Origin of the sequence: Enterobacter cancerogenus (assembly GCF_019047785.1) — a bacterium.
Classification (GTDB): Bacteria; Pseudomonadota; Gammaproteobacteria; order Enterobacterales; family Enterobacteriaceae; genus Enterobacter; species Enterobacter cancerogenus.
In genome coordinates this window covers 4,677,346-4,704,233 of sequence record NZ_CP077290.1, presented here as the reverse complement: position 1 = coordinate 4,704,233, position 26,888 = coordinate 4,677,346, and the positions used below count along the sequence as shown (strand labels likewise).

Genomic DNA, 26,888 nt, shown 5'->3' with positions numbered 1-26,888 from the left:
AAGTCTTAACCTTGTCAGTAAGGTTCCCAGGTGGCAAACAGGCTGACCGTAGCCAGCACCAGCGCACCCAGAACAACCTCTGCCTGTGTCATCCTGATAAAAATCTGTTGTTCTCGCCCGGCATCCGAACGAAAGCGTGGCACCAGAAAATACCGATTCGCCAGCGCAATTACCACCATCATCGCCACCAGCGCACATTTGAACAACAAAAGCTGTCCGTACGCCGAACGCCATGGCAGATCCCATCCCAGAATAAAGAGCGCGTTGACTATCCCCGTCAGCAGGACACCCGCCACCGCATAATGTCCCACCCGGGAAAAGCGCATCATGGTGTAGATCGCAGCAACCCGCCAGCGCCCTTTCGCCAGTTGCATACAAAACAGCAGCGGGAGCAGCCCCCCAACCCAGGTGGCAGCGCATAACAGATGTACGGCATGGTTAAGCCGGTGCAATACGCCTGCAAGACCCTCGTTCATGGTTGCATGCCCGACGCCTGCCAGCAGCACGTATTGGCCCATGGCGAGCAGTAACAGCCTTGAGCCTTTCTGCGGCACAAGCCAGGCAACACCCACGGTGACAACGGCAAGGATCATCTGCCACAGCCAGACGCCGCCAAACTGCGTGGTGAGTACGCTGTGCCAGATATCCGGGTTGAGCACATCGCGCCAGCCGTTGGCCATCAGCCCCCCCTGAACCGCAAACATTAAAAGCGCAGCCGCCAGGCTGATGACGGCGGCACGCTGCTGCTGAGACTGAAAGCGTCTCGACATCAGACGATGCAGGGAGGAAGGGGCAAACCAGACGCTGTAAAGCGCGTTGCCAAAAATCAGCATCAGCGCGCCAAAATGGATAAAGCGCAGCGCAACGTAGAGCGACGCCAGCATACTATTTCACGCTAAAGTGATAGCTGCCTTTCGTTTTGTGGCCATCTACCGACACCACATGCCAGTCGACCTGATAGGTACCCGCCGTCAGCGGTTGCTCAAGCGGAACAATAAGCTGCGCCTTGTTTTTCTCATCGCGCTTCACCGCGCCCGTTTTAACCGCTTTCTGCTGGTCATCGGTTACGACCACGCCGCTGAACTGCGGTTCGATACCCTCAGAAAAACTCAGCGTCAGGAGCTGCGGTGGCGCAACCTGGGCGTTCGCTGCCGGGGTCTGTTGCTGAAGATGAGCATGAGCCAGCGCGGACGGTGCCACAACGGACGCGACCAGGAAAGCCAGCGCCTGTACTGCACGTGAAGAGGAAACGTTCATCTTATCATTCCTTTTTGTTATGCCTGTATGGCAAAGGATAACGCTGTATAATATCCGAGTCGAGGAACATCCTGCGCTGACTTGTCATCATCGTATAATCGCGGTAACGTTGCCGCCGCATAATAAAGGAGAAGGAAATGAAGACTAATCTGGCTGCCCTTCCTCAGGAGGAGATGGACAAAGTAAACGTCGATCTCGCCGCCGCTGGCGTCGCGTTCAAAGAGCGCTATAACATGCCCATCGTGGCAGAGGTGGTTGAGCGTGAACAGCCCGCACACCTGCGCGACTGGTTCCGTGAACGCTTAATTGCGCACCGTCTCGCCTCCGTAAACCTTTCCCGTCTGCCGTACGAGCCTAAAGTTAAATAACATTAAAGACTCGTTACACTTCCTTACGCGCATTGTGGCAGGATAAGAAAAACCTTATAGAAATAGGTGTATTCTTAGATCACAGCGACTCAGTGTATAAGGAAATCACGATGTCACGATGGAATATTGCTGCGGCACAGTATGCCCGACAGCACGGCAGTGTTGACGATCATGTTGAACATCACCTCCGCTTCGTCGATCGGGCGGTGCGTTTGCAATGCGATCTGCTGGTGTTCCCGGAGCTCTCGCTCACTGGCCCCGGCACGGCGACGCTTCCCCCGCCGCCGGACGATACCCAGCTTGCCCCTCTCCTTCTTGCCGCCCAGACCTACGGCATCACCATTGTTGCCGGGCTTCCGCTCGAAAAGCATGGGCAGCGCCACAAGGGGCTTGCCCTTTTCGCGCCCTACCGCGAGTCGATCCTGCGCTACCCTCAGGGCAGCGGTGCGAGCCTGACGCCGGGCGAAAAGCGGTTAACCATTATCGAAACCCCGGCAGACGCCCTCGATCTCGATCCTCAGGCGACGCTCTTTACCAGCAGTCAGGACGTGGGGGATAACCGCTGGCGTCAGTCCATCGGCACGTTACAGCGTTTTGCCCATAAATATGCCATTGCGGTCTTAATGGCTAACGCGCGCAGCGGCAGCGCACTGTGGGATGAGAGAGGGCAGCTCATCGTTCGCGCCGATAAAGGGGAACTGCTGTTAACCGGCTCACTGGACAGACGGGGTTGGCAAGGGGATATCATTCCATTAGGCTAAGCGTTTTTGGTCAGGAGCATTCAATGCTGCGCGTCATCGATACCGAAACTTGCGATCTTCAGGGCGGGATTGTGGAAGTGGCCTCTGTCGACGTTGTCGACGGACAGATAGTCAACCCAATGAGTCATCTGGTTCGCCCCGATCGCCCGATCAGCCCGCAGGCGATGGCTATCCATCGCATCACGGAATCGATGGTGGCGGATAAACCCTGGATTGAGGAGGTTATCCCTCACTATCACGGTAGCCCCTGGTATGTGGCGCACAACGCCAGCTTCGACCGTCGCGTGCTGCCGGAGATGCCCGGGGAGTGGATCTGCACCATGAAGCTCGCGCGCCGCCTGTGGCCGGGGATCAAATACAGCAATATGGCGCTGTATAAATCCCGCAAGCTCAGCGTCCAAACGCCGGAGGGGCTGCATCACCACCGCGCGCTGTATGACTGCTATATCACCGCCGCGCTGCTGATAGATATTATGAATACGTCAGGCTGGACGCCGGAAGATATGGCGACCATAACCGGTCGCCCCGCGCTGTTAACTACCTTCACCTTCGGCAAATATCGCGGCAAAGCGGTAGCCGAAGTCGCGGACAACGATCCGGGCTATCTGCGCTGGCTGTATAACAACCTCGACAGAATGAGCCCGGAGCTGCGCTTAACGCTGAAGCACTACCTCGGCGAAGCCTAACGTTCTGCACGGCCTGGCAACGTATCCTGCGCCAGGCCAATCAGAAACGCATACTCCAGCGCCACCCCTTCATAGGATTTGAAGCGCCCCGATTTCCCGCCGTGCCCGGAATCCATGTCGGTGCAGAGCAACAGCAGATTATCGTCGGTTTTCAGCTCGCGCAGTTTCGCCACCCATTTCGCCGGCTCCCAGTACTGCACCTGCGAATCATGCAGGCCCGTCGTCACCAGCATATGCGGATAGGCTTTCGCCTCAACGTTGTCGTACGGGCTGTACTCTTTCATGTAGCGATAATAAGTTTCATCCTGCGGATTTCCCCACTCTTCGAACTCCCCGGTGGTCAGCGGGATAGATTCATCCAGCATGGTGGTCACCACGTCCACGAAAGGCACCTGGGCGATAACGCCCTTAAAGCGATCGGGGCGCAGGTTGATCACCGCCCCCATCAGCATGCCACCAGCGCTGCCGCCCATGCCAAAGCAGAGATCGGGATGCCCATAGCCCTGCTCCACCAGCGCATCGCACACGTCCAGATAGTCGTAAAAGGTGTTTTTCTTTTTCAGGAACTTACCGTCTTCGTACCACTGTTGACCCAGTTCGCCGCCGCCGCGAATATGGGCGATGGCATAGACAAAACCCCGGTCGAGCAGGCTCAGCCTGCTGCTGCTAAAGTCCGCGTCCATGCTGGATCCGTAGGAACCATAGCCGTAAACCAGGAGCGGGTTTTTACCCTTACTGAAATGCGCCTTGTGATACACCAGCGACACGGGCACTTCCGCACCGTCCCGCGCGGTCACCCACAGGTGCTCGCTGCGGTAGTTGTCAGAGTCGAAGCCTTTCACCTCGGCCTGCTTGATCACCTGACGCTGCCCGGTGTCCATGTCCAGCTCAAACAGCGTATCAGGGGTGGTCATTGACGAATACCCATAGCGCAGCCGCGACGATTCAGGTTCAGGGTTAAAACCAATCCAGGTCACATAGGCCGGATCGTCAAAGGCGATACCCACCACTTCCCGCGTTTTACGGTTGATCTGCCGGATGCTGGTCAGCCCGCGCTGGCGTTCCTCCACCACCAGCCAGTCGGTAAACAGGGTAAAGCCCTCGAGCATGACCTGCTCACGCGCGGGAATAAGCACTTCCCATTTGCGCTCGTCGCGCACCTTGGTTTTATACAGCCCGAAGTTCTTACCTTCACGGTTGGAGCGCAGGTAAAAACTGTGCTGGAAATGATCGAGGCTGTATTCGTGATCTTTGCGGCGAGGCAGGAAGCAAAGCGGCTGCGCGTCGGGAAGCTCCGCATCAAGCAAGAGTACTTCCGAGGTGGTCGCACTGGCCAGGTAGATGATCACATAGTGGCGGGACGATGTTTTATGCAGGCTGACATAATACGTCTCATCTTTTTCTTCATACACCAGTTCGTCGTCGGCAGACGGGGTACCCACGGTATGCCGCCAGACCTGGTAAGGCAGCAGCGTGGAGGCATGTTTTTTTACGTAGTACACCGTTTCGGAATCGTTCGCCCAGACAAAGTCCGGCGAGACGTTGTCCAGCATTTCCGGATACCAGTTTCCGGTTTCCAGATTGCGAAAGCGCAGGCCATACTGACGGCGCGAGAGATAATCTTCCGCCAGCGCCATAATGGCGTTATCCGGCGAGATGGACATACCGCCTAATGTATAAAACTCGCTGTGGGCCGCACGCTTGTTGGCATCCAGCAAGATGTCCCACTCATCCCACTCGGCGCTGAGCACGGACTGACGCTGGTAGATAGCATACTCGTTGCCAGGCTCATAGACATGGCGATAACGATAGCCATTTTTAGTCCAGGGCGCGGAAATATCGCGCTGCGGGACACGCTGCACCATTTCGTTCAGCAAACGATCCTGCAGCGCCTGCTGGCTGGCCATGACCTTACGGCCATAGTCATTTTCCTCGTGTAGATAATCGAGGACATCCGGCTGCGAGCGCGTATCGTCCCGCAGCCAGTAATAGTGGTCGATACGCGTATCTCCATGCGTGGTGATCGCGTAAGCAGTGCGTCGGGCTTTCGGTGGCATGTTCGTTTTACTTTTGAGTTTTACACCCTATAAGGTTGGCAAAACACACGCATGATGCAAGCGAAACATGGCCAGTTTAGGAAAGCTTTAGCCCGCCAGGGCCTGTTTTTGCTGCTGAATATCCTTCTCGATGCCTTCCCGCACGTCCTGAGGGATCTTCAGGGCATCGCCCAGCGCATTAAGGTAGCTCCGCTCCATAAAGTGATCGATATCGATAGCCGCGCAGCTCAGGAAATAGAGTTCAAGCGCCTCCTCTTCATTTTTAACGCTCTGGGCCAGTCGCTGCGGGTCAAGCGGCTGTTCGATGGCCTTCGCCACCAGCGCCCTGCCCTGTGCTTCGACGCCCGCCTCGCTCAACTGTTGTTCAATTGCCGTGCGCTCCTGGTCGTCGATATGTCCGTCGCTCTTCGCGGCGAACACCAGCGCCAGAATCAGCCGTTCCGTACGAATATCCAGCGGCGAGGTATGCTCACCATAGTGCGGCTCATCGTTGTGCGCGGTACGCACCTTATCTTTGTATTTGTTCCACAGCACGGAGCCGGCGATAGCCCCTCCGCCCGCAAGCAGCGCGCCAGTGCCGTATTTGGTCAGCAGCTTGCGCGAGGATTTGTTCGCGACCAGTAGCCCTGCCAGCCCGCCCAGCGCACCGGGAACCAGAAGTTTACTGAGCCCCTGCTCGCCCGTCCCCGAAGAGGATGTTTTTTGACCCAGCATGGATTGCAATTGATTCAACCAACCTGACATGATTTCTCTCGCTTAACGGTGAACATGCTTCACAGCCTAAGCGAGTGGACGTCAGGAAATGTCTGTTGGCACTAAAGAAGCGCAAATTTCTTGCCTGTCACCTTTGCCCCTGACAAGACAGACGCAAACGTTTTCGTTTATACTGCGCGCAACTTTTTCAGGGGGATAGTTATGACACGTTTAGGAACCGCGCTGCGTCCGGCAGCGACGCGCGTAATGCTGCTGGGATCGGGTGAACTGGGTAAAGAAGTCGCCATCGAGTGCCAGCGTTTAGGCGTTGAGGTGATTGCTGTTGATCGTTATCCGGACGCGCCGGCCATGCATGTCGCGCATCGTTCTTATGTGATTAACATGCTGGACGGCGAGGCCCTGCGCGCGCTGATTGCCAAAGAAGAACCGCATTATGTGGTGCCTGAAATCGAAGCCATCGCCACCGATACGCTGGTCGCGCTTGAGCAGGAAGGCCAGCGCGTCGTACCCAGCGCAAACGCCGCGAAACTGACCATGAACCGCGAGGGCATTCGTCGCCTGGCGGCCGAAGAGTTGCAACTCCCCACCTCCAGCTACCGTTTTGCTGGCGACAAAGCCGGTTTTCTGCAGGCCGTTGAGGAGATTGGCTACCCGTGCATCATTAAGCCGGTGATGAGCTCCTCAGGGAAAGGTCAGAGCTTTATCCGTGACAGCTTACAGCTGGATAGCGCCTGGGATTATGCGCAACAGGGTGGCCGCGCAGGGGCCGGACGCGTGATTGTCGAGGGCGTGGTGAAGTTTGATTTCGAGATCACCCTCCTGACCATCAGTGCCGCAGACGGCGTACACTTCTGCGATCCGATCGGTCATCGCCAGGAAGATGGCGATTACCGTGAATCCTGGCAGCCGCAGCGAATGAGCGATCTGGCGCTGGAACGCGCGCAGGAGATCGCCCGCAAGACGGTGCTGGCGCTCGGCGGATACGGGCTGTTTGGCGTGGAACTGTTCGTCTGCGGTGACGAGGTGATTTTCAGTGAAGTCTCCCCGCGTCCGCACGATACCGGGATGGTAACCCTGATTTCACAGGATCTTTCCGAATTCGCCCTGCACGTGCGGGCTTTCCTCGGCCTGCCGGTTGGCGGCATCCGTCAGTACGGCCCGGCCGCGTCGGCGGTGATCCTGCCGCAGTTAACCAGCCAGAACGTCACGTTTGATAACGTCGAGAACGCGGTGGGTGCCGGTTTGCAGGTGCGCCTGTTTGGTAAGCCAGACATCGACGGAACGCGTCGGTTAGGCGTGGCGTTAGCCACCGGTCAGGACGTGGAGGATGCGGTCGCGAGAGCGAAAACAGCCGCAGCGAATGTGAAGGTGACGGGATAAAAAAACGGGCCATCTGGCCCGTTTTTCTTACGGCGGATAGCTTACTGCTTCGCGCCTTCAACCGCTTCGCGAGCAAGCTTCGTGATGCGATCCCAGTCTCCTGCTTCCAGCGCATCCGCCGGAACCAGCCAGGAACCGCCGATGCACAGCACGCTTTTCAGCGCCAGGTAGTCACGGTAGTTCGCCGGTGAGATACCGCCGGTCGGGCAGAAGCGAACCTGTGAGAATGGGCCTGCAATTGCCTGCAGCGCTTTGGTGCCGCCGTTGGCTTCCGCCGGGAAGAATTTAAACTCTTTCAGACCGTAGTCCATGCCCATCATCAGTTCAGAAACGGTGCTGATGCCCGGGATCAGTGGAATGGTGCCTTCGGTTGCCGCTTTCAGCAGTGGCTCAGTCAGGCCCGGGCTGATGGCAAACTGTGCGCCCGCTTCGGTAACGTCCGCCAGCTGCTGCGCGTTCAGCACGGTACCCGCGCCAATGATGGCATCCGGCACCTCTTTGGCGATAGCGCGGATCGCGTCCATCGCACATGCGGTACGCAGCGTCACTTCCAGAACACGAACACCGCCTGCAACCAGCGCTTTCGCCATCGGAACGGCGTGCTCCAGTTTGTTCACCACGATAACCGGCACTACCGGGCCTGTTGTCAGGATTGCTTCTGCACTTGTTTTCCAGTTTTTCATCAGAGTCTTCTCTCGCCAGATCGTTAAAATCAAGTCGTCTTAAAACGTAATACAGGTTGCGCCCTGCTCCGCGCCGGAAAGTTTCTCACGCAGCGCGCCAAACATTTCACGCCCGGTGCCCACGCGCGACGCGCTCAGGTCAGGAATATGCGGCTTACGTGCCGCCAGCTCGGCCTCATCCACCAGCAGGGTTAACTCACCCGTCTGGCCGTTAACGCGAATGATGTCGCCATCACGGACCTTCGCCAGCAAGCCGCCGTCGTAGGCTTCCGGGGTCACGTGGATCGCTGAAGGTACTTTACCTGATGCCCCGGAGAGGCGTCCATCGGTCACTAACGCAATTTTGAAACGGCGGTCCAATAATACACCAAGCGGCGGCATAAGTTTATGCAATTCTGGCATGCCGTTCGCTTTTGGCCCCTGATGACGGACCACCACGACGCAATCCTTATCCAGAAGACCGGCATCGAAAGCAGGCAATACGTCATGCTGGCTTTCAAACACCACGGCTGGCGCTTCGATAATCTGGTTCTCTTCCGGTACGGCGGAGGTCTTCATCACCGCGCGGCCCAGGTTGCCGCTCAGCACTTTGGTGCCGCCGTGTGGCGAGAACGGCTGTTCAAACGTCGCGATGACGTTCGCGTCGAGAGAAGCCGCCGCCCCTTCGCGCCAGTCCAGCTCGCCGTTGTTCAGCCATGGCTCCAGGGTGTAACGCTGCAAACCAAAGCCTGCTACCGTGTTCACGTCTTCATGCAGCAGCCCGCCCTTCAGCAACTCTCGCATCAGCACAGGTACACCACCGGCAGCCTGGAAGTGGTTGATATCAGCCGGGCCATTCGGGTAGAGGCGCGCCATCAGCGGCACGACGGAGGAGATGTCAGAGAAATCATCCCAGTTGATCAGAATGCCCGCCGCGCGCGCCATCGCCACCAGGTGCATGGTGTGGTTGGTCGAGCCGCCGGTTGCCAGCAGCGCAACGATGCCGTTAACGATAACCTTCTCGTCAACCATTTTGCCCAGCGGCATCCATTCGTTGCCGTTTCCGGTCAGGCGCGTTACCTGGCGTGCCGCGGCTTCGGTCAGCGCCTGACGCAGCGGTGCATCCGGCTGAATGAAGGACGACCCCGGAAGCTGCATGCCCATAAACTCCACCACCATCTGGTTGGTGTTGGCCGTTCCGTAGAAGGTGCAGGTTCCAGGGGCGTGGTAGGAGGCGGCCTCGGCTTCAAGCAGCGCCTGACGATCGGCTTTGCCCTCGGCATAGAGCTGGCGAATACGCACTTTTTCTTTGTTCGGCAGGCCACTCGCCATTGGGCCTGACGGCACGAAGATCGCAGGCAGATGACCGAAGGACAGCGCCGCCATCGCCAGGCCCGGGACGATTTTGTCACACACGCCGAGGTAGAGCGCGCCATCAAACATGTTATGGGATAAGCCGACGGCCGCCGACATGGCGATCACTTCGCGGCTCAACAGGGACAGCTCCATCCCATCCTGGCCCTGCGTGACGCCATCGCACATTGCCGGTACACCACCAGCCACCTGCCCCACCGCGTTGACGCTGTGCAGCGCTTTACGAATGATATTTGGGTAGACCTCATACGGCTGGTGCGCAGACAGCATGTCGTTATAGGAGGTAATGATGGCGATATTGTTACGCAGCATGCTTTTCAGCGAGTCTTTATCGTCAGGCTGACACGCCGCAAAACCGTGGGCCAGATTGCCGCAGGCGAGCTGAGAGCGATGTACGGTGTTACTTTTGGCCTGTTGAATGCGGGCGAGGTAGGCCGAACGGGTCTCTTTCGAGCGCTCGGTAATGCGTTGTGTTACGCGTAACAATGTCGGATTCATAAAAGCTCCTCTAATTTATCTGGCCGGGCTCGGGAGTTTGCACTATCTCTTGCGGCTGTTAACAGCGCTGAAACGCTTGGTGTCCGGAGCTCAGGGGCAAAATCACTTCCGGCAGTGTAATAAAAAAAGCTCCGCGGGTGAATCCACGCGGAGCTTAAAAGATTAAAAATTGTGCCACTAACTGTGTTAGATCATGTTACCGGTAAAATAACACCTCAGGGTTAGAGGAAATCTTACTCAAACTCGTTCCAGGAACGACCATCGCGGGTGATCATCGCAACGGAGGCAACCGGGCCCCAGGTGCCCGCCTGATACGGTTTTGGCGCATCCTGATCGGCAGCCCAGGCTTCGGTGATGGAGTCGACCCATTTCCACGCCTCTTCAACCTCATCACGACGCACGAACAGCGCCTGGATACCACGCATGGTTTCCAGCAGCAGGCGCTCGTAAGCATCCGCGAGGTGTGTTTCGTTGAAGGTTTCGGAGTAGCTCAGGTCCAGCTTGGTGGTCTGCAGGTTATGCTTGTGATCCAGCCCCGGGACTTTATTGAGGATCTGGATATCCACGCCCTCGTCTGGCTGCAGACGAATGGTCAGCTTGTTCTGCGGCAGCTCCTGCCAGGACTCTTTGAACAGGTTCAGTTCCGGGTTCTTGAAATACACCACCACTTCAGAGCATTTCGTCGGCAGACGTTTACCGGTACGCAGGTAGAACGGCACCCCAGCCCAGCGCCAGTCATCAATATCAACGCGGATCGCCACAAAGGTTTCGGTGTTACTGGCTTTGTTCGCACCCTCTTCTTCCAGGTAGCCAGGCACTTTTTTGCCCTGCGCAAAGCCTGCGGTGTACTGACCGCGAACGGTTTTCTCACGCACGTTGGAGCGGTCAATGCGACGCAGTGATTTGAGCACTTTTACTTTGGCATCGCGGATGCTGTCAGCCGTCAGGTCAGACGGCGGCGACATGGCGATCATGCAGAGGATCTGCAGCAGGTGGTTCTGGATCATGTCGCGCATCTGGCCGGCCTGGTCAAAGTAACCCCAGCGACCTTCGATACCCACCTCTTCAGCCACGGTGATCTCCACGTGGTCGATGGTGCGGTTATCCCAGTTGTTCACAAACAGTGAGTTGGCGAAACGCAGCGCCAGCAGGTTCAGAACGGTCTCTTTACCCAGATAGTGGTCGATACGGTAAACCTGGCACTCTTCGAAATACTCTCCCACCTGATCGTTGATCTCACGAGAGGTAGCCAGTGACGTGCCCAGCGGTTTTTCCATTACCACGCGCGCAGGCTTGGCATTGAGGTTTGCCTCGCCCAGACCGCGGCAGATAGCGCCGAAGGTGCTTGGCGGCATCGCGAAATAGTTGATGGTGACGCGGTTTTCCTGGTCCAGCATCTCACCTAAACGGGTAAACGCGCTCACGTCATTCACGTCCAGGTTGCAGAAATCAAGGCGTCCGCTCAGCGTATCCCACAAACGTTCGTCGACTTTCTCTTTCATGAACGTTTCGAGCGCTTCACGCACGACTTTGGTATAAGCGTCCTTGTCCCAGTCGGCGCGCCCCACGCCCAGGATACGGGTATCCGGGTGAAGTTGGCCCGCTTTCTCCAGTTGATACAGGGAAGGCAGCAATTTACGGCGTGCAAGATCGCCTTTCGCGCCGAAAATGACCAGGTCACATGCCTGGGCTGTTTGCGTTACCGCCATGTCATTCTCCTCAGTTGGAATACCCGGTGCTTCTGCCAGGTATCGTTGTAATTTTATTACAATGCACTGTACTGCTTTTACGTCATTCCCGAAACCATTAGCGCTTAACGTCGCGTGCGATACCGCGATTTTTCGCCAGTCTGCGGCAGGTGACGCAGTAATGGTGCGAAAACCGTTGATTCTTTGTACTCATTGACCGCTGTAAAACCCGACAGCGATCAAGTAATGAAAAAAAACAACATCATTTCTTATCGACTGTTACCCTTTAGGGAAGTCACAGGGGTAATATCGACGAAATCGATTCGTGATTTCATCGATTAATGAAATCGTTTCTGCCCTCACGAGCGTCTTGTTAATAATGAACATGCTGGAAAAAATCCAGTTCCAACTGGAACACCTTAGCAAATCCGAGCGAAAAGTGGCTGAAGTCATTCTCGCTTCGCCCGCTCAGGCGATTCATTCAAGCATCGCCGCTCTGGCACAGGAATCGGGCGTCAGCGAACCGACGGTTAACCGATTCTGCCGTAGCCTGGAAACGCGCGGCTTCCCTGATTTTAAACTGCATCTCGCCCAAAGTCTGGCAAACGGCACCCCGTATGTTAATCGCAATGTGGATGAAGACGACAGCGTTGATGCGTATACAGCAAAAATTTTCGAGTCGGCAATGGCCACGCTGGACCACGTCCGTCAGTCGTTAGAGATGGCTTCGGTGAATCGCGCGGTGGATTTACTGACGCAGGCCAAGCGCATCGCCTTTTTCGGGCTGGGCTCTTCCGCAGCCGTGGCGCACGACGCGATGAACAAGTTTTTCCGCTTCAACGTGCCGGTTATCTATTCCGATGACATTGTGCTGCAACGCATGAGCTGTATGAATTGTAGCGAAGATGATGTCGTGGTTCTCATCTCACACACCGGACGCACAAAAAGCCAGGTCGAACTGGCGCAGCTGGCACGTGAAAACGATGCCATGGTGATTGCGCTGACGACGGCGGGCACGCCGCTGGCGCGTGAGGCCACGCTTGCCATTACCCTTGATGTGCCAGAAGACACCGACATGTACATGCCGATGGTCTCTCGCCTGGCTCAGCTGACGGTAATTGACGTGCTGGCGACCGGTTTTACCCTCCGCCGGGGGGCAAAATTCAGGGATAACTTGAAGCGGGTCAAGGAAGCGCTGAAGGAATCGCGTTTTGATAAAGAATTGCTTATAAAGAGTAACACCCCTTAAAAGTCAAAAATGACGTTGTACGATTCACGGCAACCGGTCAGTTCTCTGATGCTTTGCAGCAGACTGAAGGCCGATTTATTGTTCACGCAACACCAAAGTTGTTTCAGTCAACGGAGTATTACATGTCCAGAAGGCTTCGCAGAACCAAGATCGTAACCACCTTAGGCCCGGCCACCGATCGCGACAATAACCTCGAAAAAATTATTGCCGCAGGCGCCAACGTGGTGCGTATGAACTTCTCTCACGGTACACCAGAAGACCATAAACTACGTGCTGACAAAGTCCGCGAAATCGCGGCTAAACTGGGCCGTCACGTTGCCATCCTCGGTGACCTGCAGGGTCCAAAAATTCGCGTATCCACCTTCAAAGAAGGGAAAGTCTTCCTCAATATTGGCGATAAGTTCCTGCTTGATGCCAACCTGAGCAAAGGCGAAGGCGACAAAGAGAAAGTCGGTATCGATTACAAAGGCCTGCCTGCAGACGTGGTGCCTGGCGACATCCTGCTGCTTGACGACGGTCGCGTGCAGCTTAAAGTGCTGGAAGTTCAGGGCATGAAGGTGTTTACCGAAGTCACCGTTGGCGGCCCACTCTCCAACAACAAAGGCATCAACAAGCTCGGCGGCGGCCTTTCTGCGGAAGCGCTGACCGAAAAAGACAAAGCCGATATCGTGACAGCCGCGCAGATTGGCGTTGACTATCTGGCCGTCTCCTTCCCGCGCTGCGGCGAAGACCTGAACTACGCGCGTCGTCTGGCACGCGATGCGGGCTGCGACGCTAAAATTGTGGCTAAAGTCGAACGCGCTGAAGCGGTGTGCGACCAGGATGCGATGGACGATGTCATTCTGGCCTCTGACGTGGTGATGGTTGCCCGTGGCGACCTGGGCGTGGAAATTGGCGATCCTGAACTCGTCGGTATCCAGAAAGCGCTGATCCGCCGTGCGCGCCAGCTGAACCGTGCGGTGATCACCGCGACCCAGATGATGGAGTCGATGATCACTAACCCAATGCCGACCCGTGCGGAAGTGATGGACGTAGCGAACGCCGTGCTCGACGGTACCGATGCGGTTATGCTGTCAGCGGAAACCGCTGCAGGTCAGTATCCTGCTGAAACCGTGGCCGCTATGGCGCGCGTCTGCCTGGGTGCTGAAAAAATCCCAAGCATCAACGTCTCCAAACACCGTCTGGATATTCAGTTCGACAACGTGGAAGAAGCGATTGCGATGTCCGCGATGTATGCCGCCAACCACCTGAAAGGGGTGACCGCGATCATCACCATGACGGAGTCTGGCCGTACCGCACTGATGACCTCCCGTATCAGCTCCGGCTTGCCTATCTTTGCGATGTCTCGCCACGAGCGCACGCTGAACCTCACGGCGCTCTATCGTGGCGTTACGCCGGTGCACTTCGACAGCGCCAACGACGGCGTTGCGGCGGCTAACGATGCGGTGAACCTGCTGCGCGATAAAGGCTATCTGGTGTCCGGCGATATCGTGATCGTTACCCAGGGTGATGTGATGAGCACCATCGGCTCCACCAACACCACCCGCGTTATGACGGTCGAGTAATCGCGACGGCAAGGACGAAACCCTCTCCCTGCGGGGAGAGAGTCAATGCGAAGTGCGATTTACTTCTTAGGGAAAAGCTCTTTGCGTTTATAAGGCTCGATTTCCCCAGGCTTACGCGTTTTGAGCAGCTTGAGTATCCACGTGTACTGTTCTTTATGCGGCCCCACCAGCAGCTCCACCTCTTCGTTCATGCGGCGCGCAATGGTCGTGTCGTCGGCGGTCAGTAAGTCATCCATCGGCGGACGCACTTCAATGCTCAGACGATGCGTTTTGCCGTCATAAACGGGGAACAGCGGGATCACACGCGCGCGGCACACTTTCATCAGGCGACCAATCGCCGGTAATGTCGCTTTATAGGTGGCGAAGAAATCCACGAACTCGCTATGCTCGGGTCCATGATCCTGATCCGGCAGATAATAACCCCAGTAGCCCTGACGCACGGACTGGATAAACGGCTTGATACCGTCGTTACGCGCATGCAGGCGACCCCCAAAGCGGCGACGCACGGTGTTCCAGACAAAATCAAAAATCTTATTGCCCTGGTTGTGGAACATGGCCGCCATCTTCTGCCCCTGAGAAGCCATCAGCATCGCGGGAATGTCCACTCCCCAGCCGTGAGGCACCAGGAAAATCACCTTCTCGTCGTTGCGACGCATTTCCTCGATGATGTCCATCCCTTTCCAGTCGACGCGCGGCAGGACCTTCTCCGGCCCTTTCAGCGCCAGCTCGGCCATCATCGCCATCGCCTGCGGCGCGGTGGTATACATGGCATCAATGATTGCCTCGCGCTCGGCCTCGCTCTTTTCCGGGAAACAGTACAGAAGATTAATCTGCGCACGGCGACGCGCGCTTTTGCCCATGCGACCAGCCAGGCGACCGACCGTACCCAGGAACGGGTCCCGCACGGATGCCGGGAGCAACGCTATCCCCGCAAACGCATAAACGCCAAGCCAGGCTCCCCAGTTTCGCGGATGGCGGAAAGATTTTTCATACTCAGGAATGTATTCAATATTGTTTTTTTTAGTTTCCATGCTGATTCCAGGGTCGGGTGACGCAAAAAATTATTCAGATAGTGTAGCGAGGCTGCGGCCCGCGCACAAAAGAAAAAGCCGGCGCACAGGGAGCCGGCTTTGCAGTAAAACAGAGGGCTTAGTCGAAGCGCAGCTGTGGCATCACCTCTTTGACCTGCGCCAGGTAGTCGGTACGATCTTTACCCGTCAGGCCTTCCGTGCGCGGCAGTTTCGCCGTCAGCGGGTTCACCGCCTGCTGGTTGATCCACACTTCATAGTGCAGGTGTGGCCCGGTTGAACGCCCGGTATTGCCTGAAAGCGCAATGCGATCTCCGCGCTTCACTTTCTGACCCGGTTTGACCAGCAGCTTACGCAGGTGCATATAGCGTGTGGTATAGGTACGACCATGACGAACCGCCACGTAATAGCCGGCCGCGCCGCTGCGTTTGGCCATAACGACCTCACCGTCGCCCACCGCCAGTACTGGCGTGCCCTGCGGCATCGCGAAGTCCACGCCACGGTGCGGCGCAATGCGGCCCGTAACCGGGTTCAGACGACGCGGGTTAAAGTTGGAGGAGACGCGGAACTGTTTCGCGGTCGGGAAACGCAGGAAACCTTTCGCAAGGCCTGTCCCGTTACGGTCGTAGAACTTACCGTCTTCGGCGCGAATAGCATAATAATCTTTGCCCGCAGAACCCAGACGCACGCCAAGCAGCTGGCTCTGTTCGCGTTTGCCGTCAAGCATCTCGCGAGACATCAGCACGGAGAACTCATCGCCTTTTTTCAGTTTGCGGAAGTCCATCTGCCACTGCATGGCTTTGATAACCGAGCTGATTTCAGCGCTGGTCAGGCCCGCATCCCGTGCCGCAGAGACGAAGCTCCCCCCAACGGTGCCTTTCATCACGCTGTTGACCCAGTCGCCCTGCTGCATTTCGCTGGTCATCTTGAAACCGTTTGCAGTGCGATCGTAGGTGCGGGTTTCCCGGCGCGACATTTCCCACGTCAGGCGCTGTAAATCACCGTCTGCGGTTAGCGTCCAGGAGAGCTGTTGACCAATCTTGAGGTTGCGTAACTCTTTATCCGAGGCCGCGAGCCGGCTGATATCACCCATATCGATGCCGTACTGGTTGAGCACGCTACTCAGCGTATCGCCCGTCGACACGACATATTCGTGAATGCCAGCTTCATTGGCGATTTTATCATCCAGCTCATCCTGAGGGATCGCTTCATCTTCCTGCGCAGCCTGATCGATAGGCTCGCTGGCTTCAGGCAGAAGAGAACGAATTTCACTCTTTTCAAGCTCGATGGTTTTGATGATAGGGGCAGAACTCGGGTGGTAAACATAGGGCCGCCAGACGGCGACCGCTAAGGTGAGAACCGTAAGCGACCCCAGCATAACGCGATGGGGTCGAGGCAAATTGTTAAATGCCAGGGCGACAGAGCGGGCTATCTGTTGCACGTATTCACTTCCTCGTTAATCTCCTTTCAGGCAGCTCGCATACTGGTTCGCCAGTTGGCTGAGGAACTGCGAATAGCTCGCTTTGCTCAACTGGATGTTCGTTCCTAGCGGGTCAAGGGTACCCATGCGCACGGATGTTCCCCTGGCCACGGCTTCTACGACCGCTGGCCTGAACTGTGGCTCAGCAAAAACGCATGTCGCTTTTTGCTCAACCAACTGTGTTCTGATTTCATGTAAACGCTGCGCACCAGGCTGAATTTCCGGGTTAACGGTGAAATGCCCCAGCGGGGTCAGACCGTAATGTTTTTCGTAATAGCCGTAGGCGTCATGAAAAACGAAATACCCTTTTCCTTTCAGCGGCGCGAGCTCGTTACCCACCTGTTTATCGGTTGCGGCTAATTGTGCCTCAAAATCCTTCAGGTTGGCGTCAAGTTTGGCTCGACTTTGCGGCATAAGTTCCACTAATTTGTCGTGGATTGCAACCGCGGACAGGCGCGCTATCTCAGGGGAAAGCCACAGGTGCATGTTGTATTCACCATGATGGTGATCGCCGTCACCTTTTTCGCCGTGAGCATGATCGTGACCGTGTTCGTCGCCATCGTCGTCAGACCCTTTCATGAGTAACGGTTTCACGCCAGCAAGTTCAGCAATGGTGACCTGTTTCTGCGCAGGCACCTGTTTAGCCGTCTTCTGCATGAAGGCTTCCATCTCAGGACCAATCCACACAACTAAGTCCGCGTTTTGTAAGCGTTTTACATCAGAAGGACGCAAAGAATAGTCATGCTCAGAGGCACCGTCAGGCAGTAAAACCTGCGTCTCCGTGACACCATCAGCAATGGCGGAGGCGATGAATCCAAGCGGTTTAAGCGAAGCGACAACAGCGGCGTTAACATCTTGTGCTGTTGTACCCCAAAGGGCAGCGGATAATGCTGCGAAAAGAAGCGTATTTTTCTGTAACATAATGCGACTAATCATCGTAATGAATGCGGGAAATGTGATATTATAACATTTCACGACTTCTGCAAGCGTAAATTGACATGACGACTTTGGTTTCTCTCGAAAAAATTTCGGTCTCCTTTGGTCAGCGCCGCGTCCTCTCTGACGTGTCGCTTGACCTGAAGCCCGGTAAAATTTTAACGCTACTCGGCCCCAACGGCGCGGGTAAATCGACGCTTGTGCGCGTGGTGCTCGGCCTGATAGCACCTGATGAAGGGGTTATCAAGCGCGACGGACAGCTGCGTATTGGCTATGTGCCGCAGAAATTACACCTGGACGCGACCCTGCCGCTGACGGTCAGCCGCTTTTTGCGCCTTCGGCCCGGTACGCGTAAAGACGATATTCTGCCTGCGCTCAAACATGTCCAGGCCGGTCATCTGATTGACGCCCCCCTGCAAAAACTCTCGGGTGGCGAAACCCAGCGTGTCTTGCTGGCGCGGGCATTGTTAAGCAGCCCGCAGCTGCTGGTGCTTGATGAACCGACGCAGGGTGTTGACGTCAATGGCCAGGTTGCCCTCTACGATCTGATCGACCAGCTGCGCCGCGAGCTAAACTGCGCGGTACTCATGGTATCGCACGATCTGCATCTGGTCATGGCGAAGACCGACGAAGTGCTGTGTCTGAACCATCACATCTGCTGTTCCGGCACGCCAGAGGTCGTTTCAATGCACCCGGAGTTTATCTCAATGTTTGGACACCGGGGTGCCGAACAGCTGGGCATTTATCGCCATAATCACAACCACCGCCATGATTTACAGGGACGAATTGTCCTGCGTCGGGGAAATGGACACTCATGATTGAATTGTTACTGCCCGGCTGGCTGGCCGGGGTTATGCTTGCCTGCGCCGCCGGGCCTTTAGGCTCATTCGTTGTCTGGCGCAGAATGTCTTACTTCGGCGATACCCTGGCACACGCCTCGTTGCTGGGCGTGGCCTTTGGCTTGCTGCTGAATATCAATCCGTTTTACGCCGTGATAGTGGTCACGCTGCTGCTGGCCGCCGGGCTGGTCTGGTTGGAAAAACGCCCTCACCTCGCTATTGATACGCTGCTCGGCATTATGGCGCACAGCGCCCTGTCGCTGGGTCTGGTCGTCGTGAGCCTGATGTCAAACATCCGCGTGGATTTAATGGCCTACCTGTTCGGCGATCTCCTCGCGGTGACGCCGGAAGACCTGATCTCGATCGCCATTGGCGTGGTGGTTGTGCTGGGGATCCTCTTCTGGCAGTGGCGCAACCTTCTGGCGATGACCATCAGCCCGGATCTGGCCTTCGTCGATGGAGTGAAGCTTCAGCGCGTGAAGCTGCTGCTGATGCTGGTCACGGCGTTAACCATCGGCGTGGCAATGAAGTTTGTTGGTGCGTTGATCATTACGTCCCTGCTGATTATCCCCGCCGCCACCGCGCGTCGTTTTGCCCGTACGCCGGAGCAGATGGCAGGCATTGCGGTGATTATCGGGATGATTGCGGTCACGGGCGGGTTAACCTTCTCCGCGTTCTACGACACGCCAGCAGGCCCTTCTGTGGTATTAAGTGCGGCGGTGCTGTTTGTCTTCAGTATGATGAAGAAAACCGCACAGTAGTCAGTATTTCCCCGGTGACGCTTCGCTTACCGGGGCGTCAAAATCAACAGAATACCCGTAAGCCGGATAAGGCGAAGCCGCCATCCGGCATGATTTATGGCATTGCCGGCGGCGTAATCCCGAAATGATCCCACGCCCGCACCGTCGCCATTCGCCCGCGCGGGGTGCGCTGTAAGAACCCCTGCTGGATCAGATACGGCTCGAGCACGTCCTCAATCGTTTCACGCTCTTCCCCGATTGCCGCGGCAAGGTTATCCAGCCCCACCGGCCCACCGAAGAATTTATCCAGGATCGCCAGCAGCAGCTTGCGGTCCATGTAGTCAAAGCCTTCTGCATCGACATTCAGCATATCCAGCGCCTGGGCTGCAATATCGGCTGAGATCGAGCCATCGTGCTTCACTTCAGCGAAATCACGCACGCGACGCAGCAGACGGTTAGCGATTCGCGGCGTGCCACGGGAGCGTTTCGCCACTTCATAGGCCCCTTCTTCGCTCATCTCCAGCCCCATAAAGCGCGCGCTGCGCCCCACGATGTGCTGGAGATCCGGCACCTGGTAAAACTCCAGACGCTGAACAATGCCGAAGCGGTCACGCAGGGGCGACGTCAGGGAGCCGGCGCGGGTGGTTGCGCCAATCAGGGTGAACGGCGGCAGGTCAATCTTGATTGAGCGCGCCGCCGGGCCTTCGCCGATCATGATATCCAGCTGATAATCTTCCATCGCCGGATAGAGCACCTCTTCCACCACCGGTGACAGACGGTGGATCTCATCGATAAACAGGACGTCGTGCGGTTCGAGGTTGGTGAGCATCGCCGCGAGATCGCCCGCTTTCTCCAGCACCGGGCCGGAGGTGGTGCGCAGGTTGACGCCCATTTCGTTGGCGACGATGTTCGCCAGCGTGGTTTTCCCTAACCCCGGCGGGCCAAAAATCAGCAGGTGATCGAGCGCGTCGCCGCGCAGTTTGGCCGCCTGGATGAAGATTTCCATCTGAGAGCGAACCTGCGGCTGGCCGATATATTCATCCAGCAATTTGGGGCGGATCGCGCGGTCCACCACATCTTCTGGCATGCTGCTGACGGCCGATACCAGACGGTCTGCTTCAATCATCCTTTACCTCACAATGCAGCGCGCAGCGCTTCACGAATCAGAGTTTCACTGCCGGCATCCGGTTTGGCCACTTTACTTACCATACGGCTGGCTTCCTGAGGTTTATAGCCCAGCGCCACCAGCGCGGCAACTGCTTCCTGTTCCGCATCATCCGATGACGGCGCGCCCGGCGAGGTGAGTACCAGGTCAGCGGCAGGGGTAAACAGGTCGCCATGCAGGCCTTTGAAGCGGTCTTTCATTTCGACAATCAGGCGTTCTGCGGTTTTTTTACCGATACCCGGCAGCTTAATCAGCGCGGCGGGATCTTCACGCTCAACGGCATTCACAAACTGCGGCGCAGACATCCCGGACAGGATCGCCAGCGCCAGTTTTGGGCCCACGCCGTTGGTTTTAATTAACTCACGGAACAGCATCCGCTCTTGTTTGTTGTTGAAGCCATAGAGCAGCTGAGCATCTTCACGCACCACGAACTGCGTAAAAACTATCGCCTCTTTACCTGCGTCAGGCAGCTCATAGAAGCAGGTCATCGGCATATGGACTTCATAGCCCACGCCACCCACTTCCAGCAGCACTAACGGGGGTTGTTTTTCAAGGATGATGCCTCTGAGTCTGCCTATCACATGACGCTCCTGCGTTCTGGAAAATGTTTGCTGGACATATACCCTAAATAATTCGAGTTGTAGGAAGGCGGCAAGGGAGTGAATCCCCAGGAGCTTACATGAGTAAGTGACTGGGGTGAACGAGTGCAGCCAACGCACATACAACTTGAAGTATGACGGGTATAATAAAAAAAGGCTGGATAAACATCCAGCCTGATTTCTCTTTATCGTAACCTGCCTCTCGCCAGATTAAGCCGCGACTCGCTCATCTGCATCGCATTCTGGCTGACGTGGCAATGGGTTATTGCAATCGCCAGCGCATCGGCGGCATCGGCCTGCGGGTTAGCGGGAAGCTTCAGCAAGGTACGTACCATGTGCTGCACCTGGCTTTTCTCCGCGCTACCTATGCCGACCACCGTCTGCTTGACCTGTCTTGCCGCATACTCGAACACGGGCAAATCCTGGTTCACGGCGGCAACAATTGCCACACCGCGAGCCTGGCCCAGCTTGAGTGCTGAATCGGCGTTTTTCGCCATAAAGACCTGCTCGATGGCGAAATAGTCAGGCTGGAACTGGGTGATAATCTCCGATACGCCTGCATAAATCAGCTTCAGGCGTGACGGCAAATCGTCGACCTTTGTGCGAATGCAGCCGCTGCCCAGATAGGTTAACTGGCGTCCAACCTGACGGATGACGCCATAACCGGTGATGCGCGAGCCGGGGTCAATCCCAAGGATTATCGACATCGCGCGTCTCCACTTACGACAAGGTTAAGCCACGCCATTACAGCGTTGCCGCCACCTCATCAGAGATTTCACCGTTGTGGTACACTTCCTGCACGTCGTCGCAATCTTCAAGCATGTCGATCAGACGCAGCAGTTTTGGTGCCGTTTCAGCATCCATGTCTGCTTTGGTAGACGGGATCATAGAGACTTCAGCGTTGTCCGCTTTCAGGCCCGCCGCTTCCAGCGCATCACGCACGGCCCCCATCTCTTCCCACGCGGTATACACGTCGATAGCGCCGTCGTCGTAGGTCACCACGTCTTCCGCACCCGCTTCCAGCGCAGCTTCCATGATCACATCTTCATCGCCTTTCTCAAACGAGATCACGCCTTTTTTGCTGAACAGGTAAGCCACGGAGCCGTCGGTACCCAGGTTGCCACCGGTTTTGGTGAACGCATGGCGCACTTCGGCAACGGTACGGTTACGGTTGTCGGACAGGCATTCCACCATGACCGCAGTACCGCCAGGGCCGTAACCTTCATAAATGATGGTTTCCATGTTCGCGTCTTCATCACCGCCCACGCCGCGTGCGATAGCACGGTTCAGGGTGTCACGCGTCATGTTGTTGGACAGCGCTTTATCAACCGCTGCGCGCAGGCGTGGGTTAGACGCCGGATCGCCGCCGCCCAGACGTGCTGCCGTTACCAGCTCACGAATGATTTTGGTAAAGATTTTACCGCGCTTGGCATCCTGTGCCGCTTTGCGGTGTTTGGTGTTGGCCCACTTACTATGACCTGCCATAAAAAGTTCTCCAAAAATCGCGCCTTCTCAGGCAGCGTTAATTACAAATTCTTCAATCGCCTGCCGGTTGCTCCACGACTTGGTCAGCGCGGCGGCATCCGTCGCGTTCACCCAGCGGTAGGTCAGGTGTTCCGTGAACACGATCTCCCGTTCGTGGGGGAGCGCGAGACAGAACCACGATTCCGTATTGCGCTCAATCCCCGGCGCATAGCGATGACGTAAATGGCTAAAAATTTCAAACTCCACCGTGCGCTGACAGTCCTTCAGGGTCAGTTGCTCACTGGCAACGTCAATCGTGACCTCTTCCTTTACTTCACGCGCGGCGGCCTGCGACGCGGTCTCCCCCTCTTCCAGGCTGCCGGTAACCGACTGCCAGAAATCAGGGTCGTCACGCCGCTGCAACATCAGCACCCGCTTCGTATCTTCTGCATAAATGACCACCAGAACAGAAACGGGACGCTTATATGCCATATCAGTTTTTCTCGTCCTTCTTCACCACTTCAATGCCTAACTCAGCCAGTGAAGCTGGGTTAGCAAAGCTTGGTGCTTCGGTCATCAGACACGCAGCAGCCGTGGTTTTCGGGAAGGCGATAACATCGCGAATGTTGTCGGTGCCGGTCAGCAGCATGGTCAGACGGTCAAGACCGAATGCCAGACCCGCGTGCGGCGGCGTACCGTATTTCAGGGCGTCCAGCAGGAAGCCGAACTTCTCGCGCTGCTCCTGCTCGTTAATGCCAAGAATACCGAACACGGTCTGCTGCATCTCGCCGCTGTGAATACGCACGGAACCCCCGCCCACTTCGTAGCCGTTGATGACCATGTCATAGGCGTTCGCTACCGCCTCTTCCGGGGCCGCTTTCAGCTCTGCCGCCGTCATGTCTTTTGGCGAGGTGAACGGGTGGTGCATTGCGGTCAGGCCGCCTTCGCCGTCGTCTTCAAACATCGGGAAGTCGATAACCCACAGCGGTGCCCATTTGGTTTCGTCGGTCAGACTCAGGTCTTTGCCGAGCTTCAGACGCAGCGCGCCCATCGCATCCGCAACGACTTTTTTGTTGTCTGCGCCGAAGAAGATCATATCGCCGTCCTGCGCGCCAGTGCGCTCAAGGATCGCTTCTACAATGTCCGCGTTCAGGAACTTCGCCACCGGGCTGGTGATACCGTCCAGGCCTTTCGCGCGTTCGGTCACTTTAATATAGGCCAGGCCTTTCGCGCCGTAGATTTTGATGAAATTGCCGTAGTCGTCAATCTGCTTACGGCTCAAGCTGGCACCGCCCGGTACGCGCAGGGCAGCCACACGGCCTTTGGCATCGTTAGCCGGGCCAGCAAAGACCGCGAACTCAACGGATTTCACCAGGTCCGCCACGTCCACCAGCTCCATCGGGTTACGCAGGTCTGGTTTGTCGGAGCCGTAGCGACGCTCGGCTTCGGCGAAGGTCATGACAGGGAAGTCGCCCAGCTCAACGCCTTTGACGTCGTTCCACAGGCCGCGCACCAGCGCTTCCATCACTTCACGCACCTGCTCGGCGGTCATGAAGGAGGTTTCCACATCGATCTGGGTAAATTCTGGCTGACGGTCAGCACGCAGGTCTTCGTCGCGGAAGCATTTTACAATCTGATAGTAGCGATCGAAGCCGGACATCATCAGCAGCTGTTTGAACAGCTGAGGAGACTGCGGCAGCGCGTAGAACTTGCCTTTATGAACGCGGGACGGGACCAGGTAATCGCGCGCGCCTTCCGGCGTGGCTTTGGTCAGCATCGGTGTTTCGATATCCAGGAAACCGTGGTCATCCATAAAGCGGCGCACCAGGCTGGTGATTTTCGCACGGGTCTTCAGGCGCTGAGCCATTTCCGGGCGACGCAGATCCAGGTAGCGGTATTTCAGGCGTGCTTCTTCGGTGTTGACATGGTTGGAGTCCAGCGGCAACGCTTCGGCACGGTTGATGATGACCAGATCGGAGGCCAGCACTTCAACTGCGCCCGTCGCCATCTCTGCATTGACGTTTTTCTCGTCACGCGCACGCACGGTGCCGGTTACCTGGATGCAGAACTCATTACGCAGCTCAGACGCCAGCTTCAACGCCTCTGCGCGATCGGGATCGAAGAACACCTGAACAATACCTTCGCGGTCGCGCATATCAATAAAGATAAGGCTACCGAGATCGCGACGGCGATTGACCCAACCACACAGGGTTACCTGCTGCCCGACGTGGGACTGACGCAGCTGCCCGCAATATTCTGTACGCATGAGATATCCCTTAATTAGCCGCAGGCTAAATGTTGCCTGATGTACAGGCTACTATGTCGCAGCTTTCTGTATGTCACAACTGGATGAAAAAAGGCGGCTATTATACTGGAAATTCCGCCCGACGATAAGAGCGAAGCACGGTCTGACGGTGGTTTGCTGCGCTCTAATTGCGCATTCTCACAAAAATTAACAAAATTATCCGCCCGATAACAGGGAATAACGTCGTAAGGTGTAACCAAAGCGATTCATTTAACTGGAGTTACTATGTTCACACTTGATGCCACCAAAACTGCACTTGTCGTCATTGATTTGCAGGAAGGGATCCTCCCTTTTGCCGGTGGTCCGCATACTGCTGACGAGGTGGTGAGCCGTGCCGCTCGCCTGGCGGAAAAATGCCGCGCCAGCGGTGCGCCCGTGGTCATGGTGCGCGTAGGCTGGTCAGCCGACTTCGCCGAAGCGCTGAAGCAACCTGTCGACGCGCAGGCCCCGGCCCACGCGCTGCCGGAAAACTGGTGGGCCTATCCAGAGTCTCTCGGTAAACGCGACAGCGACCTTGAAGTCACCAAACGCCAGTGGGGCGCGTTCTACGGTACCGATCTTGAGCTGCAGCTGCGCCGCCGCGGGATCGACACCATCATCCTGTGCGGGATCTCCACCAATATCGGCGTGGAATCCACCGCGCGCAACGCCTGGGAGCTGGGTTTTAACCTGGTCATCGCTGAGGATGCCTGTAGCGCCGCCTCTTCCGAGCAACATCAGGGCAGCATGACCCACATCTTCCCGCGCATTGGCCGCGTGCGCAGCACGGACGAGATTTTAAACGCGCTATGATGTACGTGGGCTTGCCTCAGTGGTCGCACCCGAAGTGGGTGCGCCTTGGCATCACCAGCCTTGAAGAGTATGCCCGACACTTCAACTGCGTGGAGGGAAATACCACGCTTTATGCCCTGCCTCGCGCCGAGATTGTCGCGCGCTGGCGCGAGCAGACCACCGACGCGTTTCGCTTCTGCTTTAAATTCCCGGCAACCATCTCGCACACCGCCGCCCTGCGCAACTGCGGTGATTTAACCGAAGAGTTTTTCACCCGGATGTCGCCTCTGGCTAACCGCATCGGGCAGTACTGGCTCCAGCTTCCCGCGGTCTTTGGCCCGCGCGATCTGCCTGCGCTGTGGCAGTTTCTTGATGCCCTGCCCCGGGAATTCACCTACGGTGTAGAGGTCAGGCATCCCGAGTTCTTTGCCAAAGGCGAGGCGGAGAAAGCGCTGAACCGCGGGCTGCACGACCGGGGCATTAACCGCGTCATTCTCGATTCCAGACCGGTACACAGCGCGATCCCCCAGAGTGAAGCCATTATTGACGCCCAACGTAAAAAGCCCAAAGTCCCGGTGCATGCGGTGCTGACCGCCGCTAACCCGATGGTCCGGTTTATCGGCAGCGATAACATGCAGCAAAATCGTGAATTGTTTAGCGTCTGGCTGCAAACGTTGCCGAAATGGGAGCAAGCCACCACGCCGTATCTGTTTTTACACACCCCCGATATCGCCCAGGCCCCTGAACTGGTCGATGCTCTCTGGCAGGCCTTGCAGGCTGCGGTTCCGTCTGTCGGCAGCGCCCCCGCCATTCCACAACAATCTTCTCTTTTCTGAAATCACCCCCTATCATAGAGACGTACCATCTGCCAAAAACAGGGAGTTAGTATGGTCAGCGCGCTGTATGCGGTGTTAGGTGCATTACTGCTGATTAAGTTTTCATTTGATGTTGTGCGCCTGAGAATGCAATACCGCGTCTCCTACGGTGACGGTGGGTTCTCTGAACTGCAAAGCGCCATCCGCATTCACGGCAATGCGGTCGAGTACATCCCCGTGGCATTAATTATGCTGCTGTTTATGGAGATGAACGGTGCGGAGACCTGGATGGTTCACGTCTGTGGTTTACTGCTAATTGCGGGCCGGTTGATGCACTACTACGGCTTCCACCAGCGCCTGTTCCGCTGGCGTCGTTCCGGCATGAGCGCGACATGGGCCTCGCTTTTGCTGATGGTGCTGGCTAACCTTTGGTATATGCCGTGGGAGTTGGTTTTCTCCTTGCGTTAGCGCACAATACGCCCCTTTA

Annotated in this window: 27 protein-coding genes; 11 read left to right on the top strand and 16 right to left on the bottom strand. The window is 56.6% G+C overall.

Going from position 1 to position 26,888, the window contains the following annotated elements:
- Nucleotides 1-14 precede the first annotated feature (14 nt).
- Both copD and yobA read right to left on the bottom strand, forming a co-directional pair.
- Complete coding sequence (copD, locus tag I6L58_RS22290; RefSeq protein WP_088208268.1) at nucleotides 15-884, bottom strand: copper homeostasis membrane protein CopD; 870 nt, start codon at nucleotides 882-884, stop codon at nucleotides 15-17.
- A gap of 1 nt (nucleotide 885) precedes the next feature.
- Nucleotides 886-1,257, bottom strand: a complete 372-nt coding sequence (yobA, locus tag I6L58_RS22285; RefSeq protein WP_088208267.1) for a CopC domain-containing protein YobA — start codon at nucleotides 1,255-1,257, stop codon at nucleotides 886-888.
- 137 nt (nucleotides 1,258-1,394) lie between these two features.
- On the opposite strand from yobA, the gene I6L58_RS22280 reads away from it, so the two are divergent.
- The 3 genes from I6L58_RS22280 to exoX all read left to right on the top strand — a co-directional run bounded on the left by I6L58_RS22280 (nucleotide 1,395) and on the right by exoX (nucleotide 3,072).
- A complete protein-coding gene (locus tag I6L58_RS22280) occupies nucleotides 1,395-1,625 on the top strand; it encodes a DNA polymerase III subunit theta (RefSeq protein ID WP_006176029.1) in 231 nt (76 codons plus the stop codon).
- A gap of 110 nt (nucleotides 1,626-1,735) precedes the next feature.
- A complete protein-coding gene (locus tag I6L58_RS22275; RefSeq protein ID WP_088208266.1) occupies nucleotides 1,736-2,386 on the top strand; it encodes a carbon-nitrogen hydrolase family protein in 651 nt (216 codons plus the stop codon).
- A gap of 23 nt (nucleotides 2,387-2,409) precedes the next feature.
- Complete coding sequence (exoX, locus tag I6L58_RS22270; RefSeq protein ID WP_088208265.1) at nucleotides 2,410-3,072, top strand: exodeoxyribonuclease X; 663 nt, start codon at nucleotides 2,410-2,412, stop codon at nucleotides 3,070-3,072.
- Here exoX and ptrB read toward each other — a convergent pair.
- Nucleotides 3,069-5,129 carry an oligopeptidase B gene (ptrB, locus tag I6L58_RS22265; protein ID WP_088208264.1) on the bottom strand — a complete coding sequence of 687 codons (2,061 nt, stop codon included), beginning with the start codon at nucleotides 5,127-5,129 and terminating at the stop codon, nucleotides 3,069-3,071. The two genes, exoX and ptrB, sit on opposite strands and share 4 nt — an antisense overlap.
- Nucleotides 5,130-5,216: 87 nt before the next feature.
- Nucleotides 5,217-5,873, bottom strand: coding sequence for a tellurite resistance TerB family protein (locus tag I6L58_RS22260; protein ID WP_058610195.1), 657 nt, complete (start codon nucleotides 5,871-5,873; stop codon nucleotides 5,217-5,219).
- A gap of 171 nt (nucleotides 5,874-6,044) precedes the next feature.
- On the opposite strand from I6L58_RS22260, the gene purT reads away from it, so the two are divergent.
- A complete protein-coding gene (purT, locus tag I6L58_RS22255) occupies nucleotides 6,045-7,223 on the top strand; it encodes a formate-dependent phosphoribosylglycinamide formyltransferase (protein ID WP_088208263.1) in 1,179 nt (392 codons plus the stop codon).
- 41 nt (nucleotides 7,224-7,264) lie between these two features.
- Here the strand turns inward: purT and kdgA are convergent, their stop codons facing one another.
- From kdgA to zwf, 3 genes are all read right to left on the bottom strand, one after another.
- A complete protein-coding gene (gene kdgA, locus I6L58_RS22250) occupies nucleotides 7,265-7,906 on the bottom strand; it encodes a bifunctional 4-hydroxy-2-oxoglutarate aldolase/2-dehydro-3-deoxy-phosphogluconate aldolase (RefSeq protein ID WP_020883402.1) in 642 nt (213 codons plus the stop codon).
- A gap of 39 nt (nucleotides 7,907-7,945) precedes the next feature.
- The gene (edd, locus tag I6L58_RS22245) at nucleotides 7,946-9,757 is read right to left on the bottom strand and encodes a phosphogluconate dehydratase (RefSeq protein WP_088208262.1); all 1,812 of its coding nucleotides are present in this window, start codon (nucleotides 9,755-9,757) and stop codon (nucleotides 7,946-7,948) included.
- 233 nt (nucleotides 9,758-9,990) lie between these two features.
- Entirely contained in the window at nucleotides 9,991-11,466 is a 1,476-nt protein-coding gene (zwf, locus tag I6L58_RS22240; protein ID WP_006176038.1) for a glucose-6-phosphate dehydrogenase, read from the bottom strand.
- 358 nt (nucleotides 11,467-11,824) lie between these two features.
- Between zwf and I6L58_RS22235 the strand changes: the two genes are divergently transcribed.
- Entirely contained in the window at nucleotides 11,825-12,694 is an 870-nt protein-coding gene (locus I6L58_RS22235) for a MurR/RpiR family transcriptional regulator (protein ID WP_006176039.1), read from the top strand.
- A 122-nt stretch (nucleotides 12,695-12,816) separates the two neighbouring features.
- Nucleotides 12,817-14,259 (top strand): pyruvate kinase, encoded by a 1,443-nt coding sequence (pyk, locus tag I6L58_RS22230; protein ID WP_006176040.1) that lies wholly within the window; start codon nucleotides 12,817-12,819, stop codon nucleotides 14,257-14,259.
- Between the two features lie 59 nt (nucleotides 14,260-14,318).
- Here pyk and lpxM read toward each other — a convergent pair whose 3' ends face one another.
- The 3 genes from lpxM to znuA form a co-directional block, all read right to left on the bottom strand.
- Nucleotides 14,319-15,290: a lauroyl-Kdo(2)-lipid IV(A) myristoyltransferase gene (gene lpxM / locus I6L58_RS22225; RefSeq protein WP_058610194.1), complete on the bottom strand. Its 972-nt coding sequence runs from the start codon at nucleotides 15,288-15,290 to the stop codon at nucleotides 14,319-14,321.
- Between the two features lie 118 nt (nucleotides 15,291-15,408).
- Nucleotides 15,409-16,728 carry a murein DD-endopeptidase MepM gene (gene mepM / locus I6L58_RS22220; protein ID WP_088208261.1) on the bottom strand — a complete coding sequence of 440 codons (1,320 nt, stop codon included), beginning with the start codon at nucleotides 16,726-16,728 and terminating at the stop codon, nucleotides 15,409-15,411.
- 15 nt (nucleotides 16,729-16,743) lie between these two features.
- Nucleotides 16,744-17,688, bottom strand: a complete 945-nt coding sequence (gene znuA / locus I6L58_RS22215; RefSeq protein WP_042320059.1) for a zinc ABC transporter substrate-binding protein ZnuA — start codon at nucleotides 17,686-17,688, stop codon at nucleotides 16,744-16,746.
- Between the two features lie 77 nt (nucleotides 17,689-17,765).
- Between znuA and znuC the strand changes: the two genes are divergently transcribed.
- Both znuC and znuB read left to right on the top strand, forming a co-directional pair.
- Nucleotides 17,766-18,521 (top strand): zinc ABC transporter ATP-binding protein ZnuC, encoded by a 756-nt coding sequence (gene znuC / locus I6L58_RS22210; protein WP_088208260.1) that lies wholly within the window; start codon nucleotides 17,766-17,768, stop codon nucleotides 18,519-18,521.
- Nucleotides 18,518-19,303: a zinc ABC transporter permease subunit ZnuB gene (gene znuB / locus I6L58_RS22205; protein ID WP_006176045.1), complete on the top strand. Its 786-nt coding sequence runs from the start codon at nucleotides 18,518-18,520 to the stop codon at nucleotides 19,301-19,303. The genes znuC and znuB overlap by 4 nt, the downstream gene beginning before the upstream one ends.
- A gap of 94 nt (nucleotides 19,304-19,397) precedes the next feature.
- On the opposite strand, the gene ruvB is transcribed toward znuB, so the two are convergent.
- The 6 genes from ruvB to aspS all read right to left on the bottom strand — a co-directional run bounded on the left by ruvB (nucleotide 19,398) and on the right by aspS (nucleotide 24,776).
- Nucleotides 19,398-20,408, bottom strand: a complete 1,011-nt coding sequence (ruvB, locus tag I6L58_RS22200) for a Holliday junction branch migration DNA helicase RuvB (RefSeq protein WP_058610192.1) — start codon at nucleotides 20,406-20,408, stop codon at nucleotides 19,398-19,400.
- A gap of 8 nt (nucleotides 20,409-20,416) precedes the next feature.
- Nucleotides 20,417-21,028 (bottom strand): Holliday junction branch migration protein RuvA, encoded by a 612-nt coding sequence (ruvA, locus tag I6L58_RS22195; RefSeq protein WP_006176047.1) that lies wholly within the window; start codon nucleotides 21,026-21,028, stop codon nucleotides 20,417-20,419.
- A gap of 203 nt (nucleotides 21,029-21,231) precedes the next feature.
- Nucleotides 21,232-21,753 (bottom strand): crossover junction endodeoxyribonuclease RuvC, encoded by a 522-nt coding sequence (gene ruvC / locus I6L58_RS22190; protein ID WP_006176048.1) that lies wholly within the window; start codon nucleotides 21,751-21,753, stop codon nucleotides 21,232-21,234.
- Nucleotides 21,754-21,790: 37 nt separating this feature from the next.
- Nucleotides 21,791-22,531: a YebC/PmpR family DNA-binding transcriptional regulator gene (locus I6L58_RS22185; protein ID WP_006176049.1), complete on the bottom strand. Its 741-nt coding sequence runs from the start codon at nucleotides 22,529-22,531 to the stop codon at nucleotides 21,791-21,793.
- 27 nt (nucleotides 22,532-22,558) lie between these two features.
- On the bottom strand, nucleotides 22,559-23,002 hold the full coding sequence (nudB, locus tag I6L58_RS22180; protein WP_006176050.1) for a dihydroneopterin triphosphate diphosphatase: 444 nt from the start codon (nucleotides 23,000-23,002) through the stop codon (nucleotides 22,559-22,561).
- A 1-nt stretch (nucleotide 23,003) separates the two neighbouring features.
- Nucleotides 23,004-24,776, bottom strand: a complete 1,773-nt coding sequence (aspS, locus tag I6L58_RS22175; RefSeq protein ID WP_006176051.1) for an aspartate--tRNA ligase — start codon at nucleotides 24,774-24,776, stop codon at nucleotides 23,004-23,006.
- 264 nt (nucleotides 24,777-25,040) lie between these two features.
- On the opposite strand from aspS, the gene I6L58_RS22170 reads away from it, so the two are divergent.
- Genes I6L58_RS22170 through I6L58_RS22160 form a run of 3 tightly spaced genes read left to right on the top strand, consistent with a single transcriptional unit; the run spans nucleotide 25,041 to nucleotide 26,869 of the window.
- Nucleotides 25,041-25,607, top strand: coding sequence for a hydrolase (locus I6L58_RS22170; protein ID WP_088208259.1), 567 nt, complete (start codon nucleotides 25,041-25,043; stop codon nucleotides 25,605-25,607).
- A complete protein-coding gene (locus I6L58_RS22165) occupies nucleotides 25,604-26,422 on the top strand; it encodes a DUF72 domain-containing protein (protein ID WP_088208258.1) in 819 nt (272 codons plus the stop codon). The genes I6L58_RS22170 and I6L58_RS22165 overlap by 4 nt, the downstream gene beginning before the upstream one ends.
- Before the next feature lie 51 nt (nucleotides 26,423-26,473).
- A complete protein-coding gene (locus I6L58_RS22160; protein WP_006176055.1) occupies nucleotides 26,474-26,869 on the top strand; it encodes an MAPEG family protein in 396 nt (131 codons plus the stop codon).
- Nucleotides 26,870-26,888 lie beyond the last annotated feature (19 nt).

Excerpts from the sequence above, each read along its gene's own strand:
- copD (WP_088208268.1), bottom strand. The coding sequence starts at position 884 with ATGCTGGCGTCGCTCTACGTTGCGCTGCGCTTTATCCATTTTGGCGCG.
- yobA (WP_088208267.1), bottom strand. The coding sequence starts at position 1,257 with ATGAACGTTTCCTCTTCACGTGCAGTACAGGCGCTGGCTTTCCTGGTC.
- I6L58_RS22280 (WP_006176029.1), top strand. The coding sequence starts at position 1,395 with ATGAAGACTAATCTGGCTGCCCTTCCTCAGGAGGAGATGGACAAAGTA.
- I6L58_RS22275 (WP_088208266.1), top strand. The coding sequence starts at position 1,736 with ATGTCACGATGGAATATTGCTGCGGCACAGTATGCCCGACAGCACGGC.
- exoX (WP_088208265.1), top strand. The coding sequence starts at position 2,410 with ATGCTGCGCGTCATCGATACCGAAACTTGCGATCTTCAGGGCGGGATT.
- ptrB (WP_088208264.1), bottom strand. The coding sequence starts at position 5,129 with ATGCCACCGAAAGCCCGACGCACTGCTTACGCGATCACCACGCATGGA.
- I6L58_RS22260 (WP_058610195.1), bottom strand. The coding sequence starts at position 5,873 with ATGTCAGGTTGGTTGAATCAATTGCAATCCATGCTGGGTCAAAAAACA.
- purT (WP_088208263.1), top strand. The coding sequence starts at position 6,045 with ATGACACGTTTAGGAACCGCGCTGCGTCCGGCAGCGACGCGCGTAATG.
- kdgA (WP_020883402.1), bottom strand. The coding sequence starts at position 7,906 with ATGAAAAACTGGAAAACAAGTGCAGAAGCAATCCTGACAACAGGCCCG.
- edd (WP_088208262.1), bottom strand. The coding sequence starts at position 9,757 with ATGAATCCGACATTGTTACGCGTAACACAACGCATTACCGAGCGCTCG.
- zwf (WP_006176038.1), bottom strand. The coding sequence starts at position 11,466 with ATGGCGGTAACGCAAACAGCCCAGGCATGTGACCTGGTCATTTTCGGC.
- I6L58_RS22235 (WP_006176039.1), top strand. The coding sequence starts at position 11,825 with ATGAACATGCTGGAAAAAATCCAGTTCCAACTGGAACACCTTAGCAAA.
- pyk (WP_006176040.1), top strand. The coding sequence starts at position 12,817 with ATGTCCAGAAGGCTTCGCAGAACCAAGATCGTAACCACCTTAGGCCCG.
- lpxM (WP_058610194.1), bottom strand. The coding sequence starts at position 15,290 with ATGGAAACTAAAAAAAACAATATTGAATACATTCCTGAGTATGAAAAA.
- znuA (WP_042320059.1), bottom strand. The coding sequence starts at position 17,688 with ATGTTACAGAAAAATACGCTTCTTTTCGCAGCATTATCCGCTGCCCTT.
- znuC (WP_088208260.1), top strand. The coding sequence starts at position 17,766 with ATGACGACTTTGGTTTCTCTCGAAAAAATTTCGGTCTCCTTTGGTCAG.
- znuB (WP_006176045.1), top strand. The coding sequence starts at position 18,518 with ATGATTGAATTGTTACTGCCCGGCTGGCTGGCCGGGGTTATGCTTGCC.
- ruvB (WP_058610192.1), bottom strand. The coding sequence starts at position 20,408 with ATGATTGAAGCAGACCGTCTGGTATCGGCCGTCAGCAGCATGCCAGAA.
- ruvC (WP_006176048.1), bottom strand. The coding sequence starts at position 21,753 with ATGTCGATAATCCTTGGGATTGACCCCGGCTCGCGCATCACCGGTTAT.
- I6L58_RS22185 (WP_006176049.1), bottom strand. The coding sequence starts at position 22,531 with ATGGCAGGTCATAGTAAGTGGGCCAACACCAAACACCGCAAAGCGGCA.
- nudB (WP_006176050.1), bottom strand. The coding sequence starts at position 23,002 with ATGGCATATAAGCGTCCCGTTTCTGTTCTGGTGGTCATTTATGCAGAA.
- aspS (WP_006176051.1), bottom strand. The coding sequence starts at position 24,776 with ATGCGTACAGAATATTGCGGGCAGCTGCGTCAGTCCCACGTCGGGCAG.
- I6L58_RS22170 (WP_088208259.1), top strand. The coding sequence starts at position 25,041 with ATGTTCACACTTGATGCCACCAAAACTGCACTTGTCGTCATTGATTTG.
- I6L58_RS22165 (WP_088208258.1), top strand. The coding sequence starts at position 25,604 with ATGATGTACGTGGGCTTGCCTCAGTGGTCGCACCCGAAGTGGGTGCGC.
- I6L58_RS22160 (WP_006176055.1), top strand. The coding sequence starts at position 26,474 with ATGGTCAGCGCGCTGTATGCGGTGTTAGGTGCATTACTGCTGATTAAG.